The 20,361-nt window shown below is 54.7% G+C and carries 21 protein-coding genes; all 21 read left to right on the top strand.

Translation table 11 applies throughout. The annotated features are described in order from the left end of the window. Nucleotides 1-72 precede the first annotated feature (72 nt). A complete protein-coding gene (locus GJ1_RS14830) occupies nucleotides 73-612 on the top strand; it encodes a YceD family protein (protein ID WP_066234006.1) in 540 nt (179 codons plus the stop codon). Between the two features lie 146 nt (nucleotides 613-758). Next, the gene (gene rpmF / locus GJ1_RS14825) at nucleotides 759-932 is read left to right on the top strand and encodes a 50S ribosomal protein L32 (RefSeq protein WP_011230605.1); all 174 of its coding nucleotides are present in this window, start codon (nucleotides 759-761) and stop codon (nucleotides 930-932) included. Continuing rightward, complete coding sequence (locus GJ1_RS14820; RefSeq protein ID WP_066234001.1) at nucleotides 916-1,623, top strand: transposase; 708 nt, start codon at nucleotides 916-918, stop codon at nucleotides 1,621-1,623. The genes rpmF and GJ1_RS14820 overlap by 17 nt, the downstream gene beginning before the upstream one ends. A gap of 219 nt (nucleotides 1,624-1,842) precedes the next feature. Further along, complete coding sequence (locus GJ1_RS14815) at nucleotides 1,843-2,598, top strand: enoyl-CoA hydratase/isomerase family protein (protein ID WP_066233998.1); 756 nt, start codon at nucleotides 1,843-1,845, stop codon at nucleotides 2,596-2,598. 69 nt (nucleotides 2,599-2,667) lie between these two features. Continuing rightward, complete coding sequence (locus tag GJ1_RS14810) at nucleotides 2,668-3,246, top strand: RsfA family transcriptional regulator (RefSeq protein WP_066233995.1); 579 nt, start codon at nucleotides 2,668-2,670, stop codon at nucleotides 3,244-3,246. A 96-nt stretch (nucleotides 3,247-3,342) separates the two neighbouring features. Then, complete coding sequence (locus tag GJ1_RS14805; RefSeq protein WP_066234012.1) at nucleotides 3,343-4,236, top strand: 2-dehydropantoate 2-reductase; 894 nt, start codon at nucleotides 3,343-3,345, stop codon at nucleotides 4,234-4,236. Beyond that, nucleotides 4,229-4,615: a DUF3397 domain-containing protein gene (locus tag GJ1_RS14800; RefSeq protein WP_066233992.1), complete on the top strand. Its 387-nt coding sequence runs from the start codon at nucleotides 4,229-4,231 to the stop codon at nucleotides 4,613-4,615. Before GJ1_RS14805 ends, GJ1_RS14800 begins: the two co-directional genes overlap by 8 nt. Before the next feature lie 83 nt (nucleotides 4,616-4,698). Beyond that, nucleotides 4,699-6,327: a bacillithiol biosynthesis cysteine-adding enzyme BshC gene (gene bshC / locus GJ1_RS14795; RefSeq protein ID WP_066233987.1), complete on the top strand. Its 1,629-nt coding sequence runs from the start codon at nucleotides 4,699-4,701 to the stop codon at nucleotides 6,325-6,327. A 278-nt stretch (nucleotides 6,328-6,605) separates the two neighbouring features. Beyond that, the gene (rsmH, locus tag GJ1_RS14790) at nucleotides 6,606-7,538 is read left to right on the top strand and encodes a 16S rRNA (cytosine(1402)-N(4))-methyltransferase RsmH (RefSeq protein WP_066233984.1); all 933 of its coding nucleotides are present in this window, start codon (nucleotides 6,606-6,608) and stop codon (nucleotides 7,536-7,538) included. Nucleotides 7,539-7,633: 95 nt separating this feature from the next. Then, a complete protein-coding gene (gene ftsL / locus GJ1_RS14785) occupies nucleotides 7,634-7,990 on the top strand; it encodes a cell division protein FtsL (protein WP_066233982.1) in 357 nt (118 codons plus the stop codon). A gap of 6 nt (nucleotides 7,991-7,996) precedes the next feature. Further along, the gene (locus GJ1_RS14780; protein ID WP_066233980.1) at nucleotides 7,997-10,207 is read left to right on the top strand and encodes a penicillin-binding protein; all 2,211 of its coding nucleotides are present in this window, start codon (nucleotides 7,997-7,999) and stop codon (nucleotides 10,205-10,207) included. A 71-nt stretch (nucleotides 10,208-10,278) separates the two neighbouring features. Further along, nucleotides 10,279-12,213, top strand: coding sequence for a stage V sporulation protein D (locus GJ1_RS14775; RefSeq protein ID WP_066233977.1), 1,935 nt, complete (start codon nucleotides 10,279-10,281; stop codon nucleotides 12,211-12,213). A gap of 112 nt (nucleotides 12,214-12,325) precedes the next feature. Continuing rightward, nucleotides 12,326-13,801 carry a UDP-N-acetylmuramoyl-L-alanyl-D-glutamate--2,6-diaminopimelate ligase gene (locus GJ1_RS14770; RefSeq protein WP_066233974.1) on the top strand — a complete coding sequence of 492 codons (1,476 nt, stop codon included), beginning with the start codon at nucleotides 12,326-12,328 and terminating at the stop codon, nucleotides 13,799-13,801. Next, entirely contained in the window at nucleotides 13,792-14,247 is a 456-nt protein-coding gene (locus GJ1_RS14765; RefSeq protein WP_066233971.1) for a hypothetical protein, read from the top strand. The genes GJ1_RS14770 and GJ1_RS14765 overlap by 10 nt, the downstream gene beginning before the upstream one ends. Further along, on the top strand, nucleotides 14,232-15,206 hold the full coding sequence (gene mraY / locus GJ1_RS14760; protein WP_066233969.1) for a phospho-N-acetylmuramoyl-pentapeptide-transferase: 975 nt from the start codon (nucleotides 14,232-14,234) through the stop codon (nucleotides 15,204-15,206). The genes GJ1_RS14765 and mraY overlap by 16 nt, the downstream gene beginning before the upstream one ends. Next, the gene (gene murD / locus GJ1_RS14755; RefSeq protein ID WP_066233967.1) at nucleotides 15,207-16,562 is read left to right on the top strand and encodes a UDP-N-acetylmuramoyl-L-alanine--D-glutamate ligase; all 1,356 of its coding nucleotides are present in this window, start codon (nucleotides 15,207-15,209) and stop codon (nucleotides 16,560-16,562) included. 53 nt (nucleotides 16,563-16,615) lie between these two features. Then, nucleotides 16,616-17,716, top strand: coding sequence for a stage V sporulation protein E (spoVE, locus tag GJ1_RS14750; protein WP_066233965.1), 1,101 nt, complete (start codon nucleotides 16,616-16,618; stop codon nucleotides 17,714-17,716). Between the two features lie 216 nt (nucleotides 17,717-17,932). Further along, entirely contained in the window at nucleotides 17,933-18,718 is a 786-nt protein-coding gene (gene divIB / locus GJ1_RS14745; RefSeq protein ID WP_174520126.1) for a cell division protein DivIB, read from the top strand. Continuing rightward, nucleotides 18,699-19,403: a DUF881 domain-containing protein gene (locus GJ1_RS14740; protein WP_066233959.1), complete on the top strand. Its 705-nt coding sequence runs from the start codon at nucleotides 18,699-18,701 to the stop codon at nucleotides 19,401-19,403. Before divIB ends, GJ1_RS14740 begins: the two co-directional genes overlap by 20 nt. 28 nt (nucleotides 19,404-19,431) lie before the next feature. Further along, on the top strand, nucleotides 19,432-20,148 hold the full coding sequence (locus GJ1_RS14735) for a DUF881 domain-containing protein (protein WP_066233956.1): 717 nt from the start codon (nucleotides 19,432-19,434) through the stop codon (nucleotides 20,146-20,148). 1 nt (nucleotide 20,149) lies between these two features. Beyond that, nucleotides 20,150-20,361 (top strand): DUF1290 domain-containing protein (locus GJ1_RS14730; RefSeq protein WP_157068397.1); only part of this gene is annotated, 212 nt, incomplete at its 3' end.

Genomic DNA, 20,361 nt, shown 5'->3' with positions numbered 1-20,361 from the left:
CTTGTAAAGAAAAAACATTGACAAAACTAGAAACGAAACGTATAATTTTATTCGTTGCCTTGAGGTGATTATATGAAATGGACGGTCCAACAGCTTCGCCGTTTTCAACATCAGGAGATGGCGATTGATGAGACGGTCGATGTGTCCGATTTAAAACAAATTGACACGTTGATCCGCGATATTTCGCCGGTGCACGTTCAAGGGAAAGCGGATGTCGGGTCGACAAAGTTTACGTTTCATTTGACGTTGTCCGGGACGATGGTGTTGCCTTGTTCGCGGACGCTTGTCGATGTGACGTATCCGTTTTCCATTCAGACGACAGAGACGTTTTTTGCGGATGGCAGCGGCATCGCGGAGACGGATGAGGACACCCATATTTTGACGGGGGATGCGATTGATTTGAACCCCATTATCCGTGAGTTGATTTTGCTTGAAATTCCGCTGCAGCTCATCGCCGAAGGACCGGTGGCCGACGGAGCGCCGCAGCACGGAGAAGGATGGGACGTTCTGTCTGAAGAGGAATGGGAGAAAGCGATGCAAGAGCGGGAGCGGAAAGTAGACCCTCGCCTTGCAGGATTGGCCAAGTTTTTTGAGGAAAAACAAGAGAAATGATCGCGAGCCGGTGTTGCCGGTCGATGGCGCCGAAAAACTGCGCACCGTCCGGCAGCTTGCCTTGTGTGCCGGCGAACGAACGCCGTGAGGCTGACGAATCCGCCGGCATGGATATGCTCAATGCGCCCGACAAGGAGGTGGGAACGATGGCAGTACCTTTTAGAAGAACATCGAAGACGAGAAAACGGCTGCGCCGCACGCACTTTAAACTTCAAGTGCCGGGCATGGTGCAATGCCCGAACTGCGGCGAATGGAAATTGGCGCACCGCGTCTGCAAAGCATGCGGAACATACAAAGGAAGAGATGTCGTCAACAAATAATGGCCGACATCGAACGACGGGGCTGACCCAAAATGCGAGTGCGTTTTGGGATCAGCCCCACTTTTTTTACGCCAAAATTCAAGAGAAGTACGGCGTGGCGCCCAAACGTTTGATCGCTGACGCTGCCTATGGTTCAGAAGAGAACTGCGCGAAGCTCGAAGCGAAAAACATCCCTGCGTTGATTCCATACAACACCTATGAGAAAGAGAACACGCGCAAAGCCAAGAAGAACCCGCACCATCAACAGAACTGGACATACAAGGAAGAAGAGGACGTTTGGATTTGTGCCAACGGGAAAAAGCTGGTCCGTACAGGAACTTCGAAACAGACGACAGAATCGGGATACACCTCGGTCATCCAACACTGCCAATGCCACGAATGCGAGGGGTGTCCGTTCCGTTTGGCCTGCACGACTTCCAAGTATGGACGCACAACGCAATGGAACCCCGTCTATCACGAACAGAAACAGAAAGCTCGTGAACGGCTGGAAAGCGAAGAAGGACAGGCATGGCACCGCCAGCGCAAAACCGACATGGAGAGTGTGTTTGGGCAAATCAAGCAAAATCGCGGGTTTCGCCGCTTCGTCCTGCGTGGCCTCCAAAAAGTTTCCATCGAATGGGGGCTGATTTGTGCTGCTCATAATCTCCTCAAAAAAGCCGCTAGGGACAAACAACCGTCCTTAACGGCATAAATGAGGAACCCAAGGGAGGTTGAATCACCTTCTATTTAACAAAAAATAAAGTGGGCTGGCTCCAAAAGTCCGCTTTTCGGCGGACTTTTGGGCCAGCCCCTTTTGATTGTCTACAAAAAATCGACGCTGTTTGTTTCACGCGGCGATTTTTTTTGTCGCAAGGCAGGAAAATAAAGAGGATGCGCCCAATTCATTGATGAAGAAAGGGGAGACGTGCCGATGGAAGCGATGATGGAGAACTATGACGGGGTGGCGTTGTTTACCATTTGCCGTCCAGAGAAGCGCAACGCGATCAATTTTGCTGTGATGGAGGCGCTCGAGGAAGCGCTGGAGCAGGCGGCGGCCGATGGGGAAGTGAAAGTGTTCGCCATTACTGGCGCCGGTGATGAGGCGTTTTGCTCCGGCGGCGATTTAAGCGAGTTTGGGCATTTGCGCGGAGCGGAGGCGAAACGGATGCTCATGCGCATGGGGGGGCTGTTGTACAAGCTGTTGACGTTTCCGAAGCCGACGGCCGCCTTGGTCAATGGAACGGCGATGGGAGGCGGCTGCGAGCTGGCGACCGCCTGCGATTTCCGCTTTGTTAAAGAAGGAAGCCGAATTGGATTCGTACAAGGCCGTCTTGGCATTACGACCGGGTGGGGCGGCGCGTCGATGCTGTTTGCCAAACTTCCATATGGGCGGGCGCTTGATCTATTGCTGCGCGCCGAGCCGATGACAGCGGAGGAGATGGAGGCATGCGGCTGGGCCGACGCCATCCTATCAGCCGAACGTTGGCGTGAACAATGGCGCGAGCGGCTGGCCCCTTATATAGAACGGTCCCTTCCTGTCTTGCAGGCGTATAAAGCCGTCGCCGGCGAAACATGGCGAACAGCTTGGTTTCGTGAGCAGTTTTTCGCCGAAATCACCAGCTGCGCAAAGCTGTGGGGATCGGCCGAACACGTACAGGCGCTGCATTCTTTTTTGCGCAAGAAGTAATTTTTTCCTTCTACCGTTTCTATTAGCCGCATACATATAATGACAAAGCGGCGATAAGGGGGGAAGAGGATGAACGGAGTACGACAAGATGCATGGACGAAAGAAGAGGATGAGCTGTTGGCGAATGTCGTTCTTCAGTATATTCGCGAAGGGAACACTCAGCTCGAGGCGTTTGCTGAAGTCGGGCGGCGCTTGTCGCGGACAGCTGCGGCGTGCGGGTTTCGTTGGAATTCGTGCGTCCGCAAGCAATATAAAGAGGAGATCGAGCGGGCGAAGCAGGAACGGAAATTGCGAAAAAAGGAAACAGCATCGGCAAAGGAAAGCGGGGGACAGGAGAAGGTGGAAGCGGCAGGCAAAAGTCATTTGTCATGGCCGGAAGTGTTGGCTTTTTTGCAAGCGGAAGAGCAAAAGGCGCGCGATGTCCGTCGGACGGCCGATGAAAATCGGGCGCTCAAAAACGATATGGAGCAGCTGCAGCAAATGGTGACGAAGCTGCAAATGGAAAAAGAAGCGCTGCAAAAACAGCTGGCCGCCATCCAAGAGGAGTACAAAACGCTGCTCGCCATTATGGAGCGGGCGCGCAAAATGGTGACAGACAGCGGGAAACCGGCGCCGAATGCAGCGGCTGAAGGCGCCGGCGAAGGGTAAAGGCTGGCTTTTCGCCGGCTTTTTTTCTTAACGGAAGAAGAGGATCTCTGCTAAAATAAGGCTAACGCGACGTTGCAAGAAAGCGGGGGAGAAGGGTTGAACATCGGGATTGTCGGCGGCGGGGCGGTCGGATTGTTGCTCGCCGCTTACCTTGGGCGCCGTCATGAGGTGACGGTCTATACGAGACGTCCGTCCCAAGCGAGAGAGCTTGCCGAGCATGGCGTGGCGCTGAAAACAGATGGCAAGACATCGGTCGTGGCGGTGCGGGCGCAGCCGTTTGCCGGGGCGGAACTGGACGAGCCGCTCGTGTTTGTGACCGTCAAACAGTACGATCTTGCCGCCGTTTGTGCACAAATCGACGCGTTTCGCCGCGTCCGCACGCTCGTGTTTTTGCAAAACGGCATGGGGCATCTTGAGCAGTTGTCCGTGTTTGCCGACAAAAATGTCCTCGTCGGCGTCGTGGAGCATGGCGCGCTGAAGCTGGATGACCGGACGGTGGCGCATACGGGTGTCGGGAAGCTGACGCTTGCTTCCTGCTACGGTTCACTTGGCGACGCCCGGGAGCTTAGGGATGGGGAGAGCGGTTTTCCAATCGAATGGGCGGACGATTGGGAGCGCATTCTTGTGAACAAGCTTGTCGTCAATGCAGTCATTAATCCACTCACCGCTCTATTGCAAGTGAAAAACGGGGCGTTGCTGGAGATGGCTCCGTACCGCGATATGATGAGGCAACTGTTTGATGAGGTGCAGAAAGTGCTGCCGCTTGATGATGCCAATCGGGCGTGGGAGCGCGTTGTCCATATATGCCGAAAAACGGCGGACAACTATTCGTCGATGTATATGGACTTGGCGAACGGGCGCCGGACGGAAATCGACGCGATTTTGGGCTATGTGTTGAAACAAGGAGAGGCGCGCGGCGTCACGCTGCCGGTCGCCCGCTTTGTCTTTTCCGCGGTGAAAGGGAAGGAAAGGGGAATGGTAGATGGGTGATTGGCTCGCTTCGGTGATGGCGACGTTTGTGACCGCGCCGCTTCTCCTGTTTTTTCTTGTCTACTTTGGAGCGCGCCTGGTCGGCAAGCGGAAACGGGCGGCGTTTTACGCTGCGGTCAACGCTGCGACCGTTTTTTTCATCGCCGCCGTCTATTTTTTGCTGGCGGTGCTGTTTGAAAAATCGTACTTTGTTCCTCTTCTTCTTTTTTTGCTCGGGCTGCACGCGATGATTGCACTCGGCTATTGGCGGAAGAAAGCGGACTTTCGTTTTGGGGCCGTGTTTCGCCTCTTTTGGCGGGCGAGCTTTCTCATTTTTGCCTCTCTTTACGCCGGACTGATCCTATACGGCATGGCCATGCGCGTTGCTATAAGCCTTTAGCTCGGCTTGAGCAAGCCTTTTTTCTCTTGACGCCAAACGTGCTATACTCATGGAAGAATACATAGGAAAGGGAGTTTTTGGCCATGGAAGTTCGCGAGATTCCGCTGCCAGCGGCAACGAAGCTGGCGGCTGATTACATAGCCGGCGCGTTTCCGATGGAGAGCGGCTTTGCCTATGCCCAGGCGGATGATGAGGCATTTTGTCGGCGATTGGCCCATTTGCAAAGAAGAACATACGATCGAAACGGCCTGGCTGATTATTTGCATGCTTATCACCGCAGTTTCTCGGCGAGTGCAGCCACGATGGCGAACATCGAGAAGCTGCGTGATGAACGGAGCGTTGTCATCGTCGGCGGGCAGCAAGCCGGACTGTTGACCGGACCGCTGTATACGATTTATAAGATCATCACGATCATCCAGCTTGCCAAAGAGCAGGAACGGAAACTGGGCGTGCCGGTCGTGCCGCTGTTTTGGATCGCCGGCGAAGACCATGACATCGCGGAAATCGATCATGTCTACGTCGTGGAAGAAGGAGAGGTCAAAAAAGCAATATATCCGCATAAGCCGAACGAAAAGCGGATGGCCGCCGATGTGCCGCTCGACCGGAGGGTTGCGAAAGAGTGGATCGAGCGCGTCGTCAAAACGTATGGAGAAACGGACGTGACGAATGAGCTGCTCTCCTTTCTGTCATCGTGCCTTGATGAGGCGCGCACGTTTGTCGACTTTTTTGCTGCTATTGTGCTCCGGTTGTTCGCCGATGACGGCCTCGTTGTCTTCAATGCTGGCGATGCGGCGGTGCGGCCGCTTGAGCGCCGCTTTTTCGCCGCGCTCATTGAACGCCATCGCGACGTGACGGCCGCGGTGCTTACCCAGCAAGAGGCGTTGCGTGCGCTTGGGTATGCGCCGCTGATTGAAATCGGTCGTGACGCGGCCAACTTGTTTTATTACGACGGCCGTGAACGTTCGCTTTTGCAGTACGACGAGGAGCGCGGCCTGTTTCGCAATAAAGCGGGAATCCTCGTTTGGACAAGGGAAGAACTGCTTGAGCTTGCTGAAACGAAGCCGTCCTGTTTCAGCAACAACGTCGTCACCCGTCCGCTCATGCAAGAGTATTTGCTGCCGACGCTCGCTTTTGTTGCCGGCCCAGGTGAGATCGCTTATTGGGCGGAATTGAAAGAGGCGTTTCCGCTCTTCGACCTGGAGATGCCTCCGGTCGTGCCGCGCCTGCAGGCGACGCTCGTCAGCCGTTCGTTGCAAACCGACCTGTCCGATATCGGCCTTGAGGCGGCTGACGTGTTGAACGGGCGGCTTGAGGAAGCGAAGCGGCGGTGGCGGGAAGCGACCGCTCAAGCGCCGCTTGCTTCGGCGTTTGCCAAAGCGAGGGAGGACATCGAAGCGGCGCACCGGCCGCTCCGTGAACTTGGGGTGGCGATTGACCGTGGATTGGAGGGATTGGTGGCGAAAAATGCCGCCATCATTCAGGCGCAAATCGAGTTTCTTCAGCACGCGTTCGAGCGGGCGTTGCTGCGCAAACACGAGACGGAGTGGCGGAAATTTTGGCGCATAGAGACGTCGCTTCGGCCGAACGGCGCGTTCCAGGAGCGGGTTTGGAATGTGTTTTATTACATCAACCGCTACGGATTTGATTTTGTAGAAAAAATTTTGGCGATTCGCGGCTCCAGCAATGGAATGCATAAAATTGTATATATGTGAGGCTTTTTCAAAGAAAAAGTCGAAAAGAAACATCCTGCTTTGTGCAGGATTTTTTTTGTGTGAAATGAATTGTAAAAAACAACGTTTATTGAATGGAAATAAAAGTAAAGGGGGGTGAAACCGCCAAGATGGCCGTGATTGGCCCGTCCGACAAAAAGAAACAAAAAAGGACGTTTTTTTACAAAAAAAGCTAAAATTTTGTCCGTCTTTGCGGTATAATAAGGAAGCGGCCACTCGCCGATGTGAGTGTGGCTGGCAACAGCGAAGGTGGTGGACATGTGTTTCAACATACAACGGTGTTGTTAAAAGAGGCGGTCGATGGGCTGAACATCCGTCCAGACGGCATTTACGTCGATTGCACGCTGGGCGGCGGCGGCCATAGTGAGTATTTGCTCTCCCGCTTGTCGGAACGCGGGAGGCTGTTTGCCTTTGACCAAGACGAAGCCGCCATCATGCATGCGCGCGAACGGCTCGCCCGCTACGGCCGGCAAGTGCAGTTTGTGCACCGGAACTTCCGGTTTTTGCAGGAGGAGCTTTCGGCTCTTGGCGTCAAGTCCGTTGACGGCGTCTTGTTTGACTTGGGTGTTTCTTCGCCGCAGCTCGACGAACCCGAGCGCGGCTTCAGCTATCAGCACGATGCGCCGCTTGATATGCGGATGGACCGCACGCAGCGGCTGACGGCGGCGGAGATTGTCAACCGCTGGCCATACGAGGAGCTCGTCCGCATCTTTTTCCGTTACGGCGAAGAGAAGTTTTCCAAGCAAGTGGCGCGCAAAATCGAGGAAGTGCGCCGCACGAGGCCGATCGAAACGACCGGGGAGCTCGTTGAAGTGATCAAGGAGGCGATTCCCGCCCCGGCGCGCCGCAGCGGCGGACACCCGGCCAAACGCATTTTTCAGGCGCTCCGCATCGCGGTCAACGACGAACTTGAGGCGTTTCGCGAGGCGCTCGAGCAGGCGATTGAACTGCTCGCCCCCGGCGGACGGGTGAGCGTCATTACGTTTCATTCACTTGAAGACCGCATTTGCAAAGAAACGTTTAAAAAGGCGAGCGAAAGCCCGCCATTGCCTCCGGGGTTCCCGGTTTTCCCCGACGACTATCGCCCCGTGCTGAAAATCATTACAAAAAAACCGATCGTTCCTTCTGCGGAAGAGCTCGAACGAAATCATCGCGCCCGTTCCGCCAAACTCCGCATTGCCGAAAAGCTGTAGATGACAAAAATAGCGGGGAAACACGAACGATTTTCATGCAAACGCCGCCCATTGCGGCGAAAAACGAATGAATGGAGAAACAGGAGGGGAAAGCTGTGAACGATGCAGCGGTCAAAGTGGCGCGTGAACAACGACATCCGGCGGCAAAGCCAAGCCCAAAGCCGCGGCGGAAGCAGCGCTTTCGCCTGTCGCTGGTTGAAAAGCTGCTGTTTGTGTTGTTTTCCCTGTTTGTCTTCTATGCAGCGGTTCATATCGTCTCGAACCAAGTGCGCATTTACGAACTGAACAAAGGGGTGCAAAAGCTCGAGGCGTCGATTGACGAGCAGAAAAAGGAGAACAATGACTTATATGTCGAGGTGCAACGGCTGAGCGCGTACGAACGCATTTTGCAAAAGGCGAAAGAGCTCGGTTTGTCGCTCAACGAAAACCATGTGAAAGTTGTGCAGGAATGATCGGCGATGGAGGCAAGAAAGCACCGCAACACCCATCAAGGAGCGTTCATTCTGTTTTGCCTGTTCGGCTTCCTCTTTTCTCTGTTGTTCGCCCGCTTTGTGCAGCTTGGATGGACCGGCAAAGCGGATGGCCAAACACTGGCTGTGATCGCACAGCGGCAACATCAACAAACGCGGACGATTGAGGCGAAGCGCGGAACGATTTTCGACCGCAACGGCGCCATTTTGGCTCAAGATGTGCCGTCGTATACCGTTGTGGCCATTTTGGATCCGAAGATGACAATCGATCGGGATCATCCGCGCCATGTGGTTGATCCGAAAAAAACAGCGGAACAACTCGCTCCGTTGCTTGGCATGGACGTCGAGGCGATGGAACGCATTTTGACGAAAAAAGCGAAGCAAGTCGAGTTCGGGTCCTACGGCCGCAACATCAGCTTTGAGCTGAAGCGAAAAATCGAAGCGCTCCATTTGCCAGGCATCGCCTTCATCCGCGACATGAGCCGGTTTTATCCGAACGGCACGTTTGCGTCGCACGTCATCGGCTACGCGCAAAAAAATGCGGAAAACGAAACGGTCGGCAAAATGGGAGTGGAAAAAGAGCTTGACCGGTATTTGCGTGAAGAAGACGGCTATGTGTCGTTTGCCGGCGACGTAAACGGCTTCCGCCTCCCGGGGGGGGAAGAGCGCATTGTTAAGCCGGACAATGGGGCGAACGTCTATTTGACGATTGACGGAAAGATTCAATCATTTTTGGAAGATGCGATGAACGGTGTTGAGAAGCAATACAAGCCGAAAAAAATGATCGCCATTGTCGCCGATCCAAAAACAGGGAAAATTTTGGCGATGGCGACGCGTCCAAGCTTCGACCCAAACAAGCGCGATATTACGAACTTTTTAAATGACGCCATTTCCTATCCGTATGAGCCGGGATCGACGATGAAAGTGTTCACGCTCGCGGCGGCCATCAACGAAGGGGTGTATAACGGCAACGAAACGTATCGCTCCGGTTCCTACAAAGTTGGGCCGAATACGATCCGCGACCATAACGATGTCGGTTGGGGGACGATCACGTTTAATGAGGGGGTGCAGCGCTCCTCAAACGTCGCCTTTTCGATTTTAGTGAAAGAAAAGCTTGGTGAAGATCGGTTTTTGCAATATTTGCATCGTTTCCATTTCGACCGGAAAACGGGCATCGATTTGCCGAACGAAGCGGTCGGGCAAATCCGCTACCGCTATCCGATTGAACGGATTACGACCGGATTCGGCCAAGGGACATCGGTGACGCCGATCCAGCAAATCCAAGCAGCGACGGCGATCGCCAACGACGGGAAAATGATGAAGCCGTATGTCATCGAGAAAGTCGTTGACCCAGACAGCGGCAAAGTCGTGCTTGATCATGAGCCGACCGTGGCCGGCGAGCCGATCACGGCGGAAACAGCGCGCAAAGTGCGCGACATTTTAGAGACGGTCGTCACGTCGGAACACGGCACCGGCCGCCCGTACCAAATCGACGGCTATCGCGTCGCCGGCAAAACGGGAACGGCGCAAATTCCGTCGGCCTCCGGTGGCTATTTGACCGGACGGGAAAACTACATTTTTTCGTTTTTAGGCATGGCGCCGACGGATGATCCGAAGCTTCTCATGTATGTCGCTGTCCAACAGCCGCACCTCGATGTGACCGAAACCGGAGCGGCGCCGGTGTCGCAAATCTTTACAACAGTGATGAAAAGCAGTTTGCAATATTTGCATATTGAGCCGACGGGGGAAAAAGAGACGGAGACGAAGGCGGCGCAAGATCGCGTCCTTGACTCGTTTATCGGCCAGCCGGCGGCTTCGGCGGCAGAGCAGCTGAAGGAAAAAGGGTATGTGCCGGTTGTGATCGGCCGCGGCAACTATGTTGAGCAGCAGCTTCCGCAAGGCGGCGATCACGTTCTTTTGGGCGAACGGGTCGTGTTGAAAACGGATGGGGCGGCAACGATGCCGGATTTGCGCGGCTTCTCGCTGCGCGACGCCATGAAAGTGGCCAACATCCTCGGCTTGCGGCCGAGCACGAAAGGGACCGGCTATGTCGCCAGCCAAAACATTCGTCCGGGAGCGGAGGTGCGCAAAGGCGATTACTTAATTGTTGAATTGGCTCCGCCGCTCCAATGGGAGAAAGCGGCGGCGGAGAAGGAGAAAGAGGCGGCCGAGCGGAAAGAAGCCGAGCCGCACGAATGATGTTTGCCGTTCTATAACGGGGCGTACAAGCATATAGTGGAACGAGCCCACCATGAAGGAGGTTCCGCCATATGCGCGTATCGTACGTTACCGTGCGCAAGCGGTTGACGATCGTGTTTTTGATCGGGATTTTGATCTTTGCTATTATTGATCTCCGTCTCGGCTACGTCCAATTTTGGCTCGGCGATATGTTAGCGGAACGGGCGAAAGGGCTATGGGGCCGGAACATTCCGTTTGAGCCGAAGCGAGGCGAAATTTTGGACCGCAACGGCGTCCCGCTGGCGACGAACATGAGCGCGCCGACGGTGTATGTCATTCCGCGGCAAGTCAAAAATCCAGCAGAGGTGGCGAAAAAGTTGGCTGGGGTGTTGGGCGGTTCGGTCGAATCCATCTATAAGCAAATCACGCAAAAAACGTCGATCGTCCGCCTAAAAGAGGGGCGGAAAATTTCTGATGAAAAGGCGATGAGCGTGCGCGCCCTCGATTTGGATGGGGTGTACATCGCCGAGGATACGAAGCGCTATTACCCGTTTGGCAGCTATTTGTCGCACGTGCTCGGCTTTACCGGCATCGACAATCAAGGGCTCACTGGGCTTGAGCTGTATTACGACAAGGAGCTGAGCGGCGAGCGCGGCTCCGTGCAGTTTTACTCTGATGCGAAAGGGCGGCGCATGCCCGATATGGCCGATGACTATACGCCGCCGACTGACGGCTTGAATTTGGTGTTGACGATCGATTCACGCATTCAGACGATCATTGAGCGCGAACTTGACATCGCGGAGGCGAAATACAATCCGGATGGCATCATCGCCATCGCCATGGACCCAAACACGGGTGAAATTTTGGCGATGGCGAGCCGGCCGACGTTTGACCCAGCAGATTACCGGAGTGTTCCTCCGGAAATTTACAACCGCAACTTGCCGATTTGGAGCACGTACGAACCGGGATCGACGTTTAAAATCATTACGCTGGCCGCGGCGCTTGAGGAACATAAGGTAAATTTGCTGAAAGACCATTTCTTTGACCCGGGCTACGCCAAAGTAGCCGGCGCTACGCTTCGCTGCTGGAAAAAAGGCGGCCACGGCGATCAGACGTTTTTAGAAGTTGTGCAAAACTCGTGCAACCCGGGATTTGTAGAGCTGGGCGAGCGGCTCGGAAAGGAAACATTGTTTCGTTACATTAAGCAATTCGGTTTTGGCGAAAAAACCGGCATCGACTTGCAAGGCGAAGGAACAGGCATTTTGTTTGATTTGAAACGGGTCGGGCCGGTGGAGCTTGCGACGACTGCGTTCGGCCAAGGGGTGTCGGTGACGCCGATCCAGCAAGTCGCTGCCGTGTCGGCGGCAATCAATGGCGGCATTTTGTACACTCCGTACATTGCCAAGCAGTGGGTCGATCCGGAAACAGGCGAGATCGTTCGCCGCAACACGCCAAAGGCAAAACGGCGCGTCATTTCCGAGGAAACGTCGAAACAAGTCCGCTACGCACTTGAGAGCGTTGTCGCTCAAGGAACAGGGAAAAAGGCGTATGTCGAAGGGTACCGCGTCGGTGGAAAAACGGGAACGGCGCAAAAGGCGCAAGGCGGCCGCTATTTGCAAAACAACCATATCGTTTCGTTCATCGGCTTCGCTCCAGCGGATGACCCGAAGCTTGTCGTGTACGTCGCCGTCGACAACCCGAAAGGAACGGTTCAGTTCGGCGGCACAGTCGCTGCGCCGATCGTTGGGAAAATTATGGAAGATAGCTTGCGGATTATGGGCGTGAAGCCTCGCCAAGACCAGCTTGCTAAAGAGCGTGACTGGAATGAGCCGAAAGTCATTGAGGTGCCGAATTTGATCGGATTGACAAAAAATGATTTGCAAGAGCAGCTTTTTGACTTAAAATTAGATGTTAGTGGCGAGGGCGATGTCGTTGTTGAACAATCCCCGAAGCCAGGGGCGAAAGTGAAAGAAGGATCAACGGTCCGCATTTATTTGGCGAAACGAGAAGCGGCGGAAGAACGGTAAGACGAACGTGCAAGGGGCGACCGATGCGATGATCCATCGGGTTGGTTGTGCCCCTTTTTCCGCTGTCTGCATAGCGGAGCAGACGATTTCGAAGCGAAAGGAATGAACGAACATGAAACTGCTGACGCTGCTGTCGCACTTGCCCGGTTTTTGGGTGCACGATGGAGGCAATCCGGACATCGCGGCGCTCGAAATGGACTCGCGCTGCGTTGCTCCCGGTTCTCTCTTTTTTTGCCTTAAAGGGTTTACAGTAGACGGGCACGACTTTGCCGACGAAGCGGTGGCGCGCGGGGCGGCGGCGGTCGTGGCCGAGCGCCCGCTTTCCGTCGACGTTCCGGTCGTTCTCGTGCCGGACAGCCGGCGGGCGATGGCGATTTTAGCGGACGCGTTTTACGGGCAACCGACCCACCGCCTTCATTTAATCGGCGTGACGGGCACAAACGGCAAGACGACGACAACGTCGATCATTGAGCAGATCGCGAGAAAAGTCGGCAAGAAAACAGGGCTCATTGGCACGGTTCACATCAAGGTCGGTGACCGCTCCTATCCGGCGGCCAATACGACGCCGGAGTCGCTCATTTTGCAGCGCACGTTTAAACAGATGGTCGATGAAGGAGTAGAGTTTGTCGCCATGGAAGTGTCGTCGCACGCACTGCACCAAGGTCGGGTGCATGGCTGCGATTACGATGTAGCCGTCTTTACGAACTTAACGCAAGACCATTTGGATTATCACGGAACAATGGAAGAATACCGGAACGCTAAAGGGTTGCTGTTTGCCCAGCTCGGCAACCGCTACGACGAACGGCGGCCGAAATTTGCTGTTCTCAATCATGACGATCCGGTTTCGCAATATTATAAACATATGACGGCCGCGCCGATTGTCACATACGGCATGAAGGAAAAAAGCGATGTGATGGCGGAACAGATCCGCATGACCTCAGGCGGCATGGCATTTCGGCTTTGCACTCCGCATGGGTCGACGGCGGTCGAAACGAAACTTGTCGGCTCGTTTAACGTCTATAACATTCTCGCCGCTGCCGCGGCCTGCCTTGCCTCTGGCTTTTCGCTCGAAACGATCGCCGCAGCGCTTGCGGATGTCGAACCGGTGCCGGGGCGGTTTGAAATGGTCGATGAAGGGCAAAACTTTACCATCATCGTCGATTACGCCCACACGCCGGACAGCTTGGAAAATGCGCTGAAAACGGTGCGTCAGTTTGCCAAACGGAACGTCTATGTCGTCATCGGCTGCGGCGGCGACCGCGACCGGTCGAAACGACCGATCATGGCGCAGGTGGCGGTGCGGTATGCGGATGTCGCCATTTTTACCTCCGATAATCCGCGTTCGGAAGACCCGAAGCAAATTTTGCACGATATGGAAGCCGGTGTGAGCGCTGGGGCGGGAACGTATGTGACGATTCCCGACCGGGAAGAGGCGATCCGCTACGCCATCGGGCAGGCGCAGGAAGGCGATGTTGTGTTGATTGCCGGCAAAGGGCATGAAACGTATCAAATCATCGGCGATGACGCGATCGACTTTGACGATCGCGCCGTCGCCCGGAGAGCGGTGAAGGAGAGAGGATGTCGATGATCGCATACAGGATGGTGCAATCGATTGCGGTGGAGGCGCGAGGCATTGTCGATGAAACGATTCGGTTTCACGCCGTGTTCGTCGATCCGACCCAACAAGTGAAAAAAGGATTGTTTGTCCCGCTCGAGCGCGGAGCGGAAACGTTGAAAACGGCCATTGAACATGGGGCGATCGCTTCGTTTTGGCGCTTGGGCGATCCGCTGCCGCGCTATATTCCGAACCAGTTTCCGCTCTTTTTCGTCCCGTCGCCGCTTGAGGCGGCTGCGGCATTGCTTGAACGGTATTTAGAGCAAGGCGGCGAGAGGGACGCCCAGTTTTTCTTCGCGCTCCCCAAAGATAGTTCCCTTGCTGATGCGGTTGTGCGCCGCCGGCTCGCCGAGTTGCAAAAACGGTGGTTAAGCGCGCAGCCGGCAAAAGGATGTGACGATGCATGCCAGAACAAATAATCGTGGTTGCGATGGCGGTTTCCTTTTTGATCACCGTCATTTTGTCGCCGTTGTTCATCCCGTTTTTGCGGCGGCTGAAATTCGGACAAAGCATCCGCGAGGAAGGGCCGAAGTCGCATCAGAAAAAATCCGGCACGCCGACGATGGGCGGCATTATGATTTTGCTTGCGATCATCGCAACGACTGTATGGGTGACGTCCAAATTCGGCTCCCTTTCGGCAGGAACGTATTTATTGCTGTTTGTCACGATCGGCTACGGGGTGCTCGGCTTTTTGGACGATATGATCAAAGTCGTGATGAAGCGAAATCTCGGCTTGACGAGCCGGCAAAAATTTATCGGCCAGCTCCTTATCGCAGCCATCTTTTTTGCCGTCTACCGCGAAAGCGGCTTTTCGACGGCGTTACATATTCCCGGCGTCGATTGGTCGGTCGACCTCGGCTGGGCGTACGGCGTTCTCTTGTTGTTCATGCTTGTCGGCGGCTCGAACGCTGTCAATTTGACTGACGGGCTTGACGGGCTGCTTGCCGGCACGGCGGCGATCGCCTTTGGCGCTTATGCCGTCTTGGCTTGGAATCAAGGCCAGTACGATGTCGCCGTATTTTGCGTCGCTGTTGTTGGCGCCGTGCTTGGCTTTTTAGTGTTTAACGCCCACCCGGCGAAAGTGTTTATGGGCGATACCGGCTCGCTCGCGCTTGGCGGGGCGATCGCCGCTGTCGCTGTCTTGACGAAGCTTGAGCTGTTGCTTGTTATCATCGGCGGTGTGTTTGTCATCGAGACGCTGTCGGTCATCATTCAAGTGGCTTCGTTCAAAACGACGGGACGGCGTGTGTTCCGCATGAGTCCGCTTCATCATCATTATGAGCTTGTCGGCTGGTCGGAATGGCGGATCGTTGTGACGTTTTGGGCCGTTGGCCTTTTATTTGCGATGCTAGGAATTTATATCGAGGTGTGGATGTAATTGAAACCTACTCGTTTTTATCAACATCGTCGTGTGCTTGTTATTGGATTGGCGAAAAGCGGGGCGGCGGCAGCTCGGCTTCTTGTCGAGTTAGGCGCCGAGGTTGTCGTCAATGACCAAAAGCCGCTTTCGGAAAACATGGAGGCCAAGCAGCTTGAACAGCTCGGCATTCGCGTCGTTTGCGGCGGCCATCCGCTTGAACTGCTTGATGAGCCGTTTGACCTTGTCGTGAAAAACCCGGGCATTCCGTACACGAACCCGATGGTGAAAAAGGCGCTTGAGAGGGGGCTTCCAGTCGTGACCGAAGTGGAGCTAGCTTATCACATTTCCGAAGGACCGTTTATCGGTATCACCGGGTCCAACGGAAAAACGACGACGACAACGCTCATTTACGAAATGTTAAAAGCGGACGGCCAAGATCCGCTGCTTGCCGGCAACATCGGCCTTGTCGCCTGCGAGGTGGCGAGGAAAGCGAAGCCGGGGCAATGGCTTGTCACGGAACTGTCTTCGTTCCAGCTTGCCGGCATCGACGAGTTTCGTCCGGCTATTGCTGTTTTGCTCAATATTTTCGACGCCCACTTGGACTACCACGGAACGAAAGAGGCGTATGCGGCGGCAAAGGCGAACATTTTCCGCAACCAAACGGAGCGCGATTATGCCGTCGTCAATGCCGACGATCCGCTCGTGATGGACATTGCCTCATCGGTTCGATCGCAAAAAGTGCTGTTCTCAGCGAAAAAGCCGCTCGACGCAGGGGTATACGTCCAAGACGGCGCTGTCTATTGGAATGGAGATCCGGTCATAAGAATCGCCGACATCGTTCTTCCTGGCCAGCACAATTTGGAAAACATTTTAGCGGCGGTGGCTACTGCCAAGCTGGCTGGCGCCGGTGATGAGGCGATCCGCCAGGTGCTGGCGACGTTTTCCGGCGTGAAACATCGGCTTCAGTATGTGGCGGAAATTGACGGCCGGCGGTTTTACAACGATTCGAAAGCGACAAACATCTTAGCGACGCAAAAGGCGCTTTCAGCGTTTGCCGACGAGCCGGTCATTTTGTTGGCCGGCGGGCTTGACCGCGGCAATGAGTTTGATGATCTCCTCCCGTATTTGCAACAGGTGAAGGCGGTCGTGCTGTTCGGCCAGACGGCGGATAAAATCGGCCGCATCGCCCAAAAAGCGGGAATAGAAACGATCCGATATGTCGATAATGTGGAAAAAGCAGTCCCGGTTGCTTTCGAGCTATCCGAGCCGGGCGACGTCATTTTGCTCTCTCCAGCATGCGCCAGCTGGGATCAATACAAAACTTTCGAGGAGAGAGGGGACATTTTTATCAACGCCGTGCATAAGTTGAAATAGAGGGAAAGGGACAGCCCTTTCCCTCTAGTTTACGAAAATAGAGGTGTTGGGCATTGCCGCGGAAAAAGTCTGCGCCGGATTTTTTGCTCATTATTTTGACGTTTTCGCTCTTGGCCATCGGACTCATTATGGTGTACAGCGCGAGCGCCATTTGGGCGGAATACAAGTTCAACGATTCCTTTTTCTTCGCCAAGCGCCAACTATTGTTTGCGGGCGTCGGCATCATCGCCATGTTTTTTGTCATGAACATCGATTATTGGACATGGCGCGACTGGTCGAAAGTGCTGCTTGGCGTCTGTTTTGTGCTGCTCGTTCTCGTGCTCATTCCCGGCATCGGCATGGTGCGCAACGGGTCGCGCAGCTGGATCGGCGTCGGGGCGTTTTCGATTCAGCCGTCCGAGTTTATGAAGCTGGCCATGATCGCTTTTTTGGCCAAATATTTATCGGAAAATCAAAAAAAAATTACATTGTTTAAACAAGGATTGTTGCCGGCGCTGGCGCTTGTGTTTGCTGCGTTCGGCATGATTATGCTGCAGCCGGACTTAGGGACGGGCACCGTCATGGTCGGTACGTGCGTGACGATGATTTTTGTCGCCGGCGCCCGCCTCACCCATTTTGCCGGGCTTGGCGTATTGGGGCTCGCTGGGCTTGCTGCCCTGATCCTGTCGGCTCCATATCGAATCAAGCGGATTACATCGTTTTTGAACCCGTGGGAAGACCCGCTTGGAAGCGGATTTCAAATCATCCAGTCGCTGTACGCCATTGGGCCGGGCGGCTTGTTCGGCCTTGGGCTCGGACAGAGCCGACAAAAGTTTTTTTACTTGCCGGAGCCGCAAACCGACTTTATTTTCGCCATTTTGGCCGAAGAGCTCGGCTTTATCGGCGGTTCGCTCGTTCTTTTGCTCTTTGCCCTTCTTCTTTGGCGCGGCGTGCGCATCGCCCTTGGCGCCCCTGACTTGTACGGAAGCTTTTTGGCGCTTGGCATTATTTCGATGATTGCCATTCAAGTGATGATCAATATCGGCGTCGTGACGGGATTGATGCCTGTCACCGGCATCACCCTACCGTTTTTAAGCTACGGCGGATCGTCGCTGACGTTGATGCTTATGGCCATCGGCGTGCTGCTCAACATCAGCAGGCATGCCCGCTATTAGGCAAGCGGCGGATGTCCGCCGTTTTTTCTTGGCGTCTCCCGAACACAGCCCATCGTCGAACGGTGCCGGCAAATGCGATAAAAACAGGCTCTCTCTTGCATTGTATTTGTGATATAATGAAAACAAGTGCAAAAAACAAAGAAGCGGCAGCGGATGCCGTTTGTTTTTATACTGATCGTTTCAGCGCGGGCGTTGAAGAAGAAAGCGGGGAATGCGATGGAAAAAGGGAAAGTCGTCGTCCTAGAGGACCGCGTGCCGAAACTGAAGGAGCGGCGCCGTCAGAAAGCGAACCGACGGCTCATTGCGTACTTGTCCTTCTTTTTTCTGTTTATTTTGTGCGTCCTTTACTTTCAATCGCCGCTCAGCGCGGTAAGGCATGTGGAAGTGAGCGGCAATCGCCATCTCTCAACGGAGCGCATCATCAGCTTAAGCGGCATTACAAAGCGGACAAGCTTTTGGAAAGTGAAGGAACAAAACGTGGAAGCGAAGATCGCTCGCCATCCGGAAATTAAGGAGGCAACAGTGGAAAAACAGCTGCCGAACACGATCGTCATCCGCGTTCGCGAATGGCGGCGGATCGCTTATGTGTATGACCGGCAAACGTTTTTTCCGCTGCTTGAAAACGGGCGGCTGTTAAAGCAGGAAGGGACGAAGACGGCTCCGAGCGATGCGCCGGTGTTAGTCGGCTGGAAAAATGGCGACGCCATTGCCGAAATGACGGGGCAGCTCGCTGAACTGCCGGCGGCGGTGCTGGGCGCCATGTCGGAAATTCACTACAAGCCGACGAGGGAATATGAAGACCGCGTCATCGTCTACATGAATGACGGTTATGAAGTAAGTGCGACAATCCGGCAATTTGCGGACAAGCTGTCGCATTATCCGGCGATTGCCGCCGCGCTTGACCGAAACGTCAAAGGAGTCATTCATTTGGAGGTCGGCAGCTATTTTGTTCCTTACGACCCGCCGAAAAAGGAGGATGGCGATGAAACGCCAAGCCCGTAGCCGCCTTCTTCTGACGTTGATTTGTTTGATCTTCGGCGCCATGCTCGGGTTTTCGTACCAACATGCGGAAAACGAAGCATCCCGCCGCGAATGGAGCGACAGCGAGTGGAAAAAAGAGTACGAATATCGTTCGGCGCTTCTTGCTTTGCAAAAAGAAAACCGGTCGCTCAAGCAGCAGCTTGTCAAAAAGCAGGAGGAGCTGGCCGCATGGGAGAAGAAGCTGGCTGAGGAGCAGGCGAACGAGGCCGGATTGGCAAAAGAAGCGGAACAGCTGCGCATGCAAGTCGGAAAAGCGAGGGTAAAAGGGAAAGGTGTAGCAGTCACCCTTTCCGATTCCTCTTATATCCCCTCTGAAGCGAGCGCTACCGATTATATCGTTCACGAACAGCACGTATGGAAAGTTGTTCACGAGTTGCTCATTTCCGGCGCCGAAGCGGTCGCCATTAATGGGCAGCGCATTTCCCACCGTTCATATATCGTCTGCAACGGCCCTGTCATTGAGGTCGATGGAACGCAGCATGCCGCCCCGTTTGTCATTTCGGCCATTGGCAATCCGGATGTGCTCATGTCCGCTCTCGAACTTCCCGGCGGCATCGTCGACGAACTTGTCGAAGACCATATCGACGTAAAAGTGGAAAAGCAAGGAGCTATCGTATTGGATCCAGTGTTTGCGCCCGAGCCGTAAAACGGGCGGGAAAGGGCGGTGAAGCGCAGTGGAACGGAGAAGTCAATTCTATTTTGCCGGCGTAGCTGCCGTATTTGGCGTGATGCTGGCCGTCGGGCTGCGGACGACGCTGCATCCGGAAGGGCGCGACACGCGCGACATTTGGGAGCTGCGCGCCGATTTGACGAAAGAGCAGAAGCTTGAACAGAGGCTTCTTGAAGAACTGGAAAGTTATGAGGAAACATTGCGCCGCTACCGGCGGCAACACGAGGCAGGCGGCGCGACGGAGCTTGAGGCGACGATCGCGGAGCTGAGGGAAGAAGCCGGGCTGACGGAAGTGAGAGGAAGCGGCCTCGTGTTGACGATCGCTCCGCTTTCAGCGGCCGGCTACGTCGGTCCGGCCGTTGCCACCGTATCACCCGAACTATTGCAACGGTTAGTGAATGAGTTGAACAAATACGGAGCGAAAGAGATCGCCATCGATGGTGAGCGGCTGACGAACCGGACCGCCATTCGCGATGTCAATGGTGCAACGAAAGTCGGGAGCCGCTCCGTGCGGCTGCCTGTCGAAGTGAGGGCAATCGCCGATGATGCGGACAAGCTGTACAGCGGGCTCGCCGTTTCGCCGATTCGCGATGATTTCGCCGTAGAAAACTTGGAGCTGTCATTGTCCAAGCCCCAGCCGTTCGTTGTCATTCCGCCTGCGGCTGAGCAGCCGGATGTGAAATACATGGAGACGGCGAACGCCGGCAAGGAGGAGAAATAGCATGTGGCTCCCGCTTCTTGGTCTGCTTCTTGGATTTGCCATCGGCGTTTTCGCCGGTTGGGAAGTTCCTGACGAATACTCCAATTATTTGTCAATTGCGATTTTGGCCGCCTTTGATACATTAATAGGAGGATGGCGCGCCCATTTGCAGCGGACGTACGACGAAACCGTATTTATAACCGGGTTTTTTTTCAACATTGTTCTGGCCGCAAG

The organism is Geobacillus jurassicus NBRC 107829 (assembly GCF_001544315.1).
GTDB classification, from domain to species: Bacteria; Bacillota; Bacilli; order Bacillales; family Anoxybacillaceae; genus Geobacillus; species Geobacillus jurassicus.
The sequence above is the reverse complement of the archived record's forward strand: the minus strand, read 5'-3'. Positions and strand labels throughout refer to the sequence as shown.

Coding starts and splice junctions, on each gene's coding strand:
- GJ1_RS14830 (WP_066234006.1), top strand. CDS start 73: ATGAAATGGACGGTCCAACAGCTTCGCCGTTTTCAACATCAGGAGATG.
- rpmF (WP_011230605.1), top strand. CDS start 759: ATGGCAGTACCTTTTAGAAGAACATCGAAGACGAGAAAACGGCTGCGC.
- GJ1_RS14820 (WP_066234001.1), top strand. CDS start 916: ATGTCGTCAACAAATAATGGCCGACATCGAACGACGGGGCTGACCCAA.
- GJ1_RS14815 (WP_066233998.1), top strand. CDS start 1,843: ATGGAAGCGATGATGGAGAACTATGACGGGGTGGCGTTGTTTACCATT.
- GJ1_RS14810 (WP_066233995.1), top strand. CDS start 2,668: ATGAACGGAGTACGACAAGATGCATGGACGAAAGAAGAGGATGAGCTG.
- GJ1_RS14800 (WP_066233992.1), top strand. CDS start 4,229: ATGGGTGATTGGCTCGCTTCGGTGATGGCGACGTTTGTGACCGCGCCG.
- bshC (WP_066233987.1), top strand. CDS start 4,699: ATGGAAGTTCGCGAGATTCCGCTGCCAGCGGCAACGAAGCTGGCGGCT.
- GJ1_RS14780 (WP_066233980.1), top strand. CDS start 7,997: ATGGAGGCAAGAAAGCACCGCAACACCCATCAAGGAGCGTTCATTCTG.
- GJ1_RS14775 (WP_066233977.1), top strand. CDS start 10,279: ATGCGCGTATCGTACGTTACCGTGCGCAAGCGGTTGACGATCGTGTTT.
- GJ1_RS14770 (WP_066233974.1), top strand. CDS start 12,326: ATGAAACTGCTGACGCTGCTGTCGCACTTGCCCGGTTTTTGGGTGCAC.
- GJ1_RS14765 (WP_066233971.1), top strand. CDS start 13,792: ATGTCGATGATCGCATACAGGATGGTGCAATCGATTGCGGTGGAGGCG.
- mraY (WP_066233969.1), top strand. CDS start 14,232: ATGCCAGAACAAATAATCGTGGTTGCGATGGCGGTTTCCTTTTTGATC.
- divIB (WP_174520126.1), top strand. CDS start 17,933: ATGGAAAAAGGGAAAGTCGTCGTCCTAGAGGACCGCGTGCCGAAACTG.
- GJ1_RS14740 (WP_066233959.1), top strand. CDS start 18,699: ATGAAACGCCAAGCCCGTAGCCGCCTTCTTCTGACGTTGATTTGTTTG.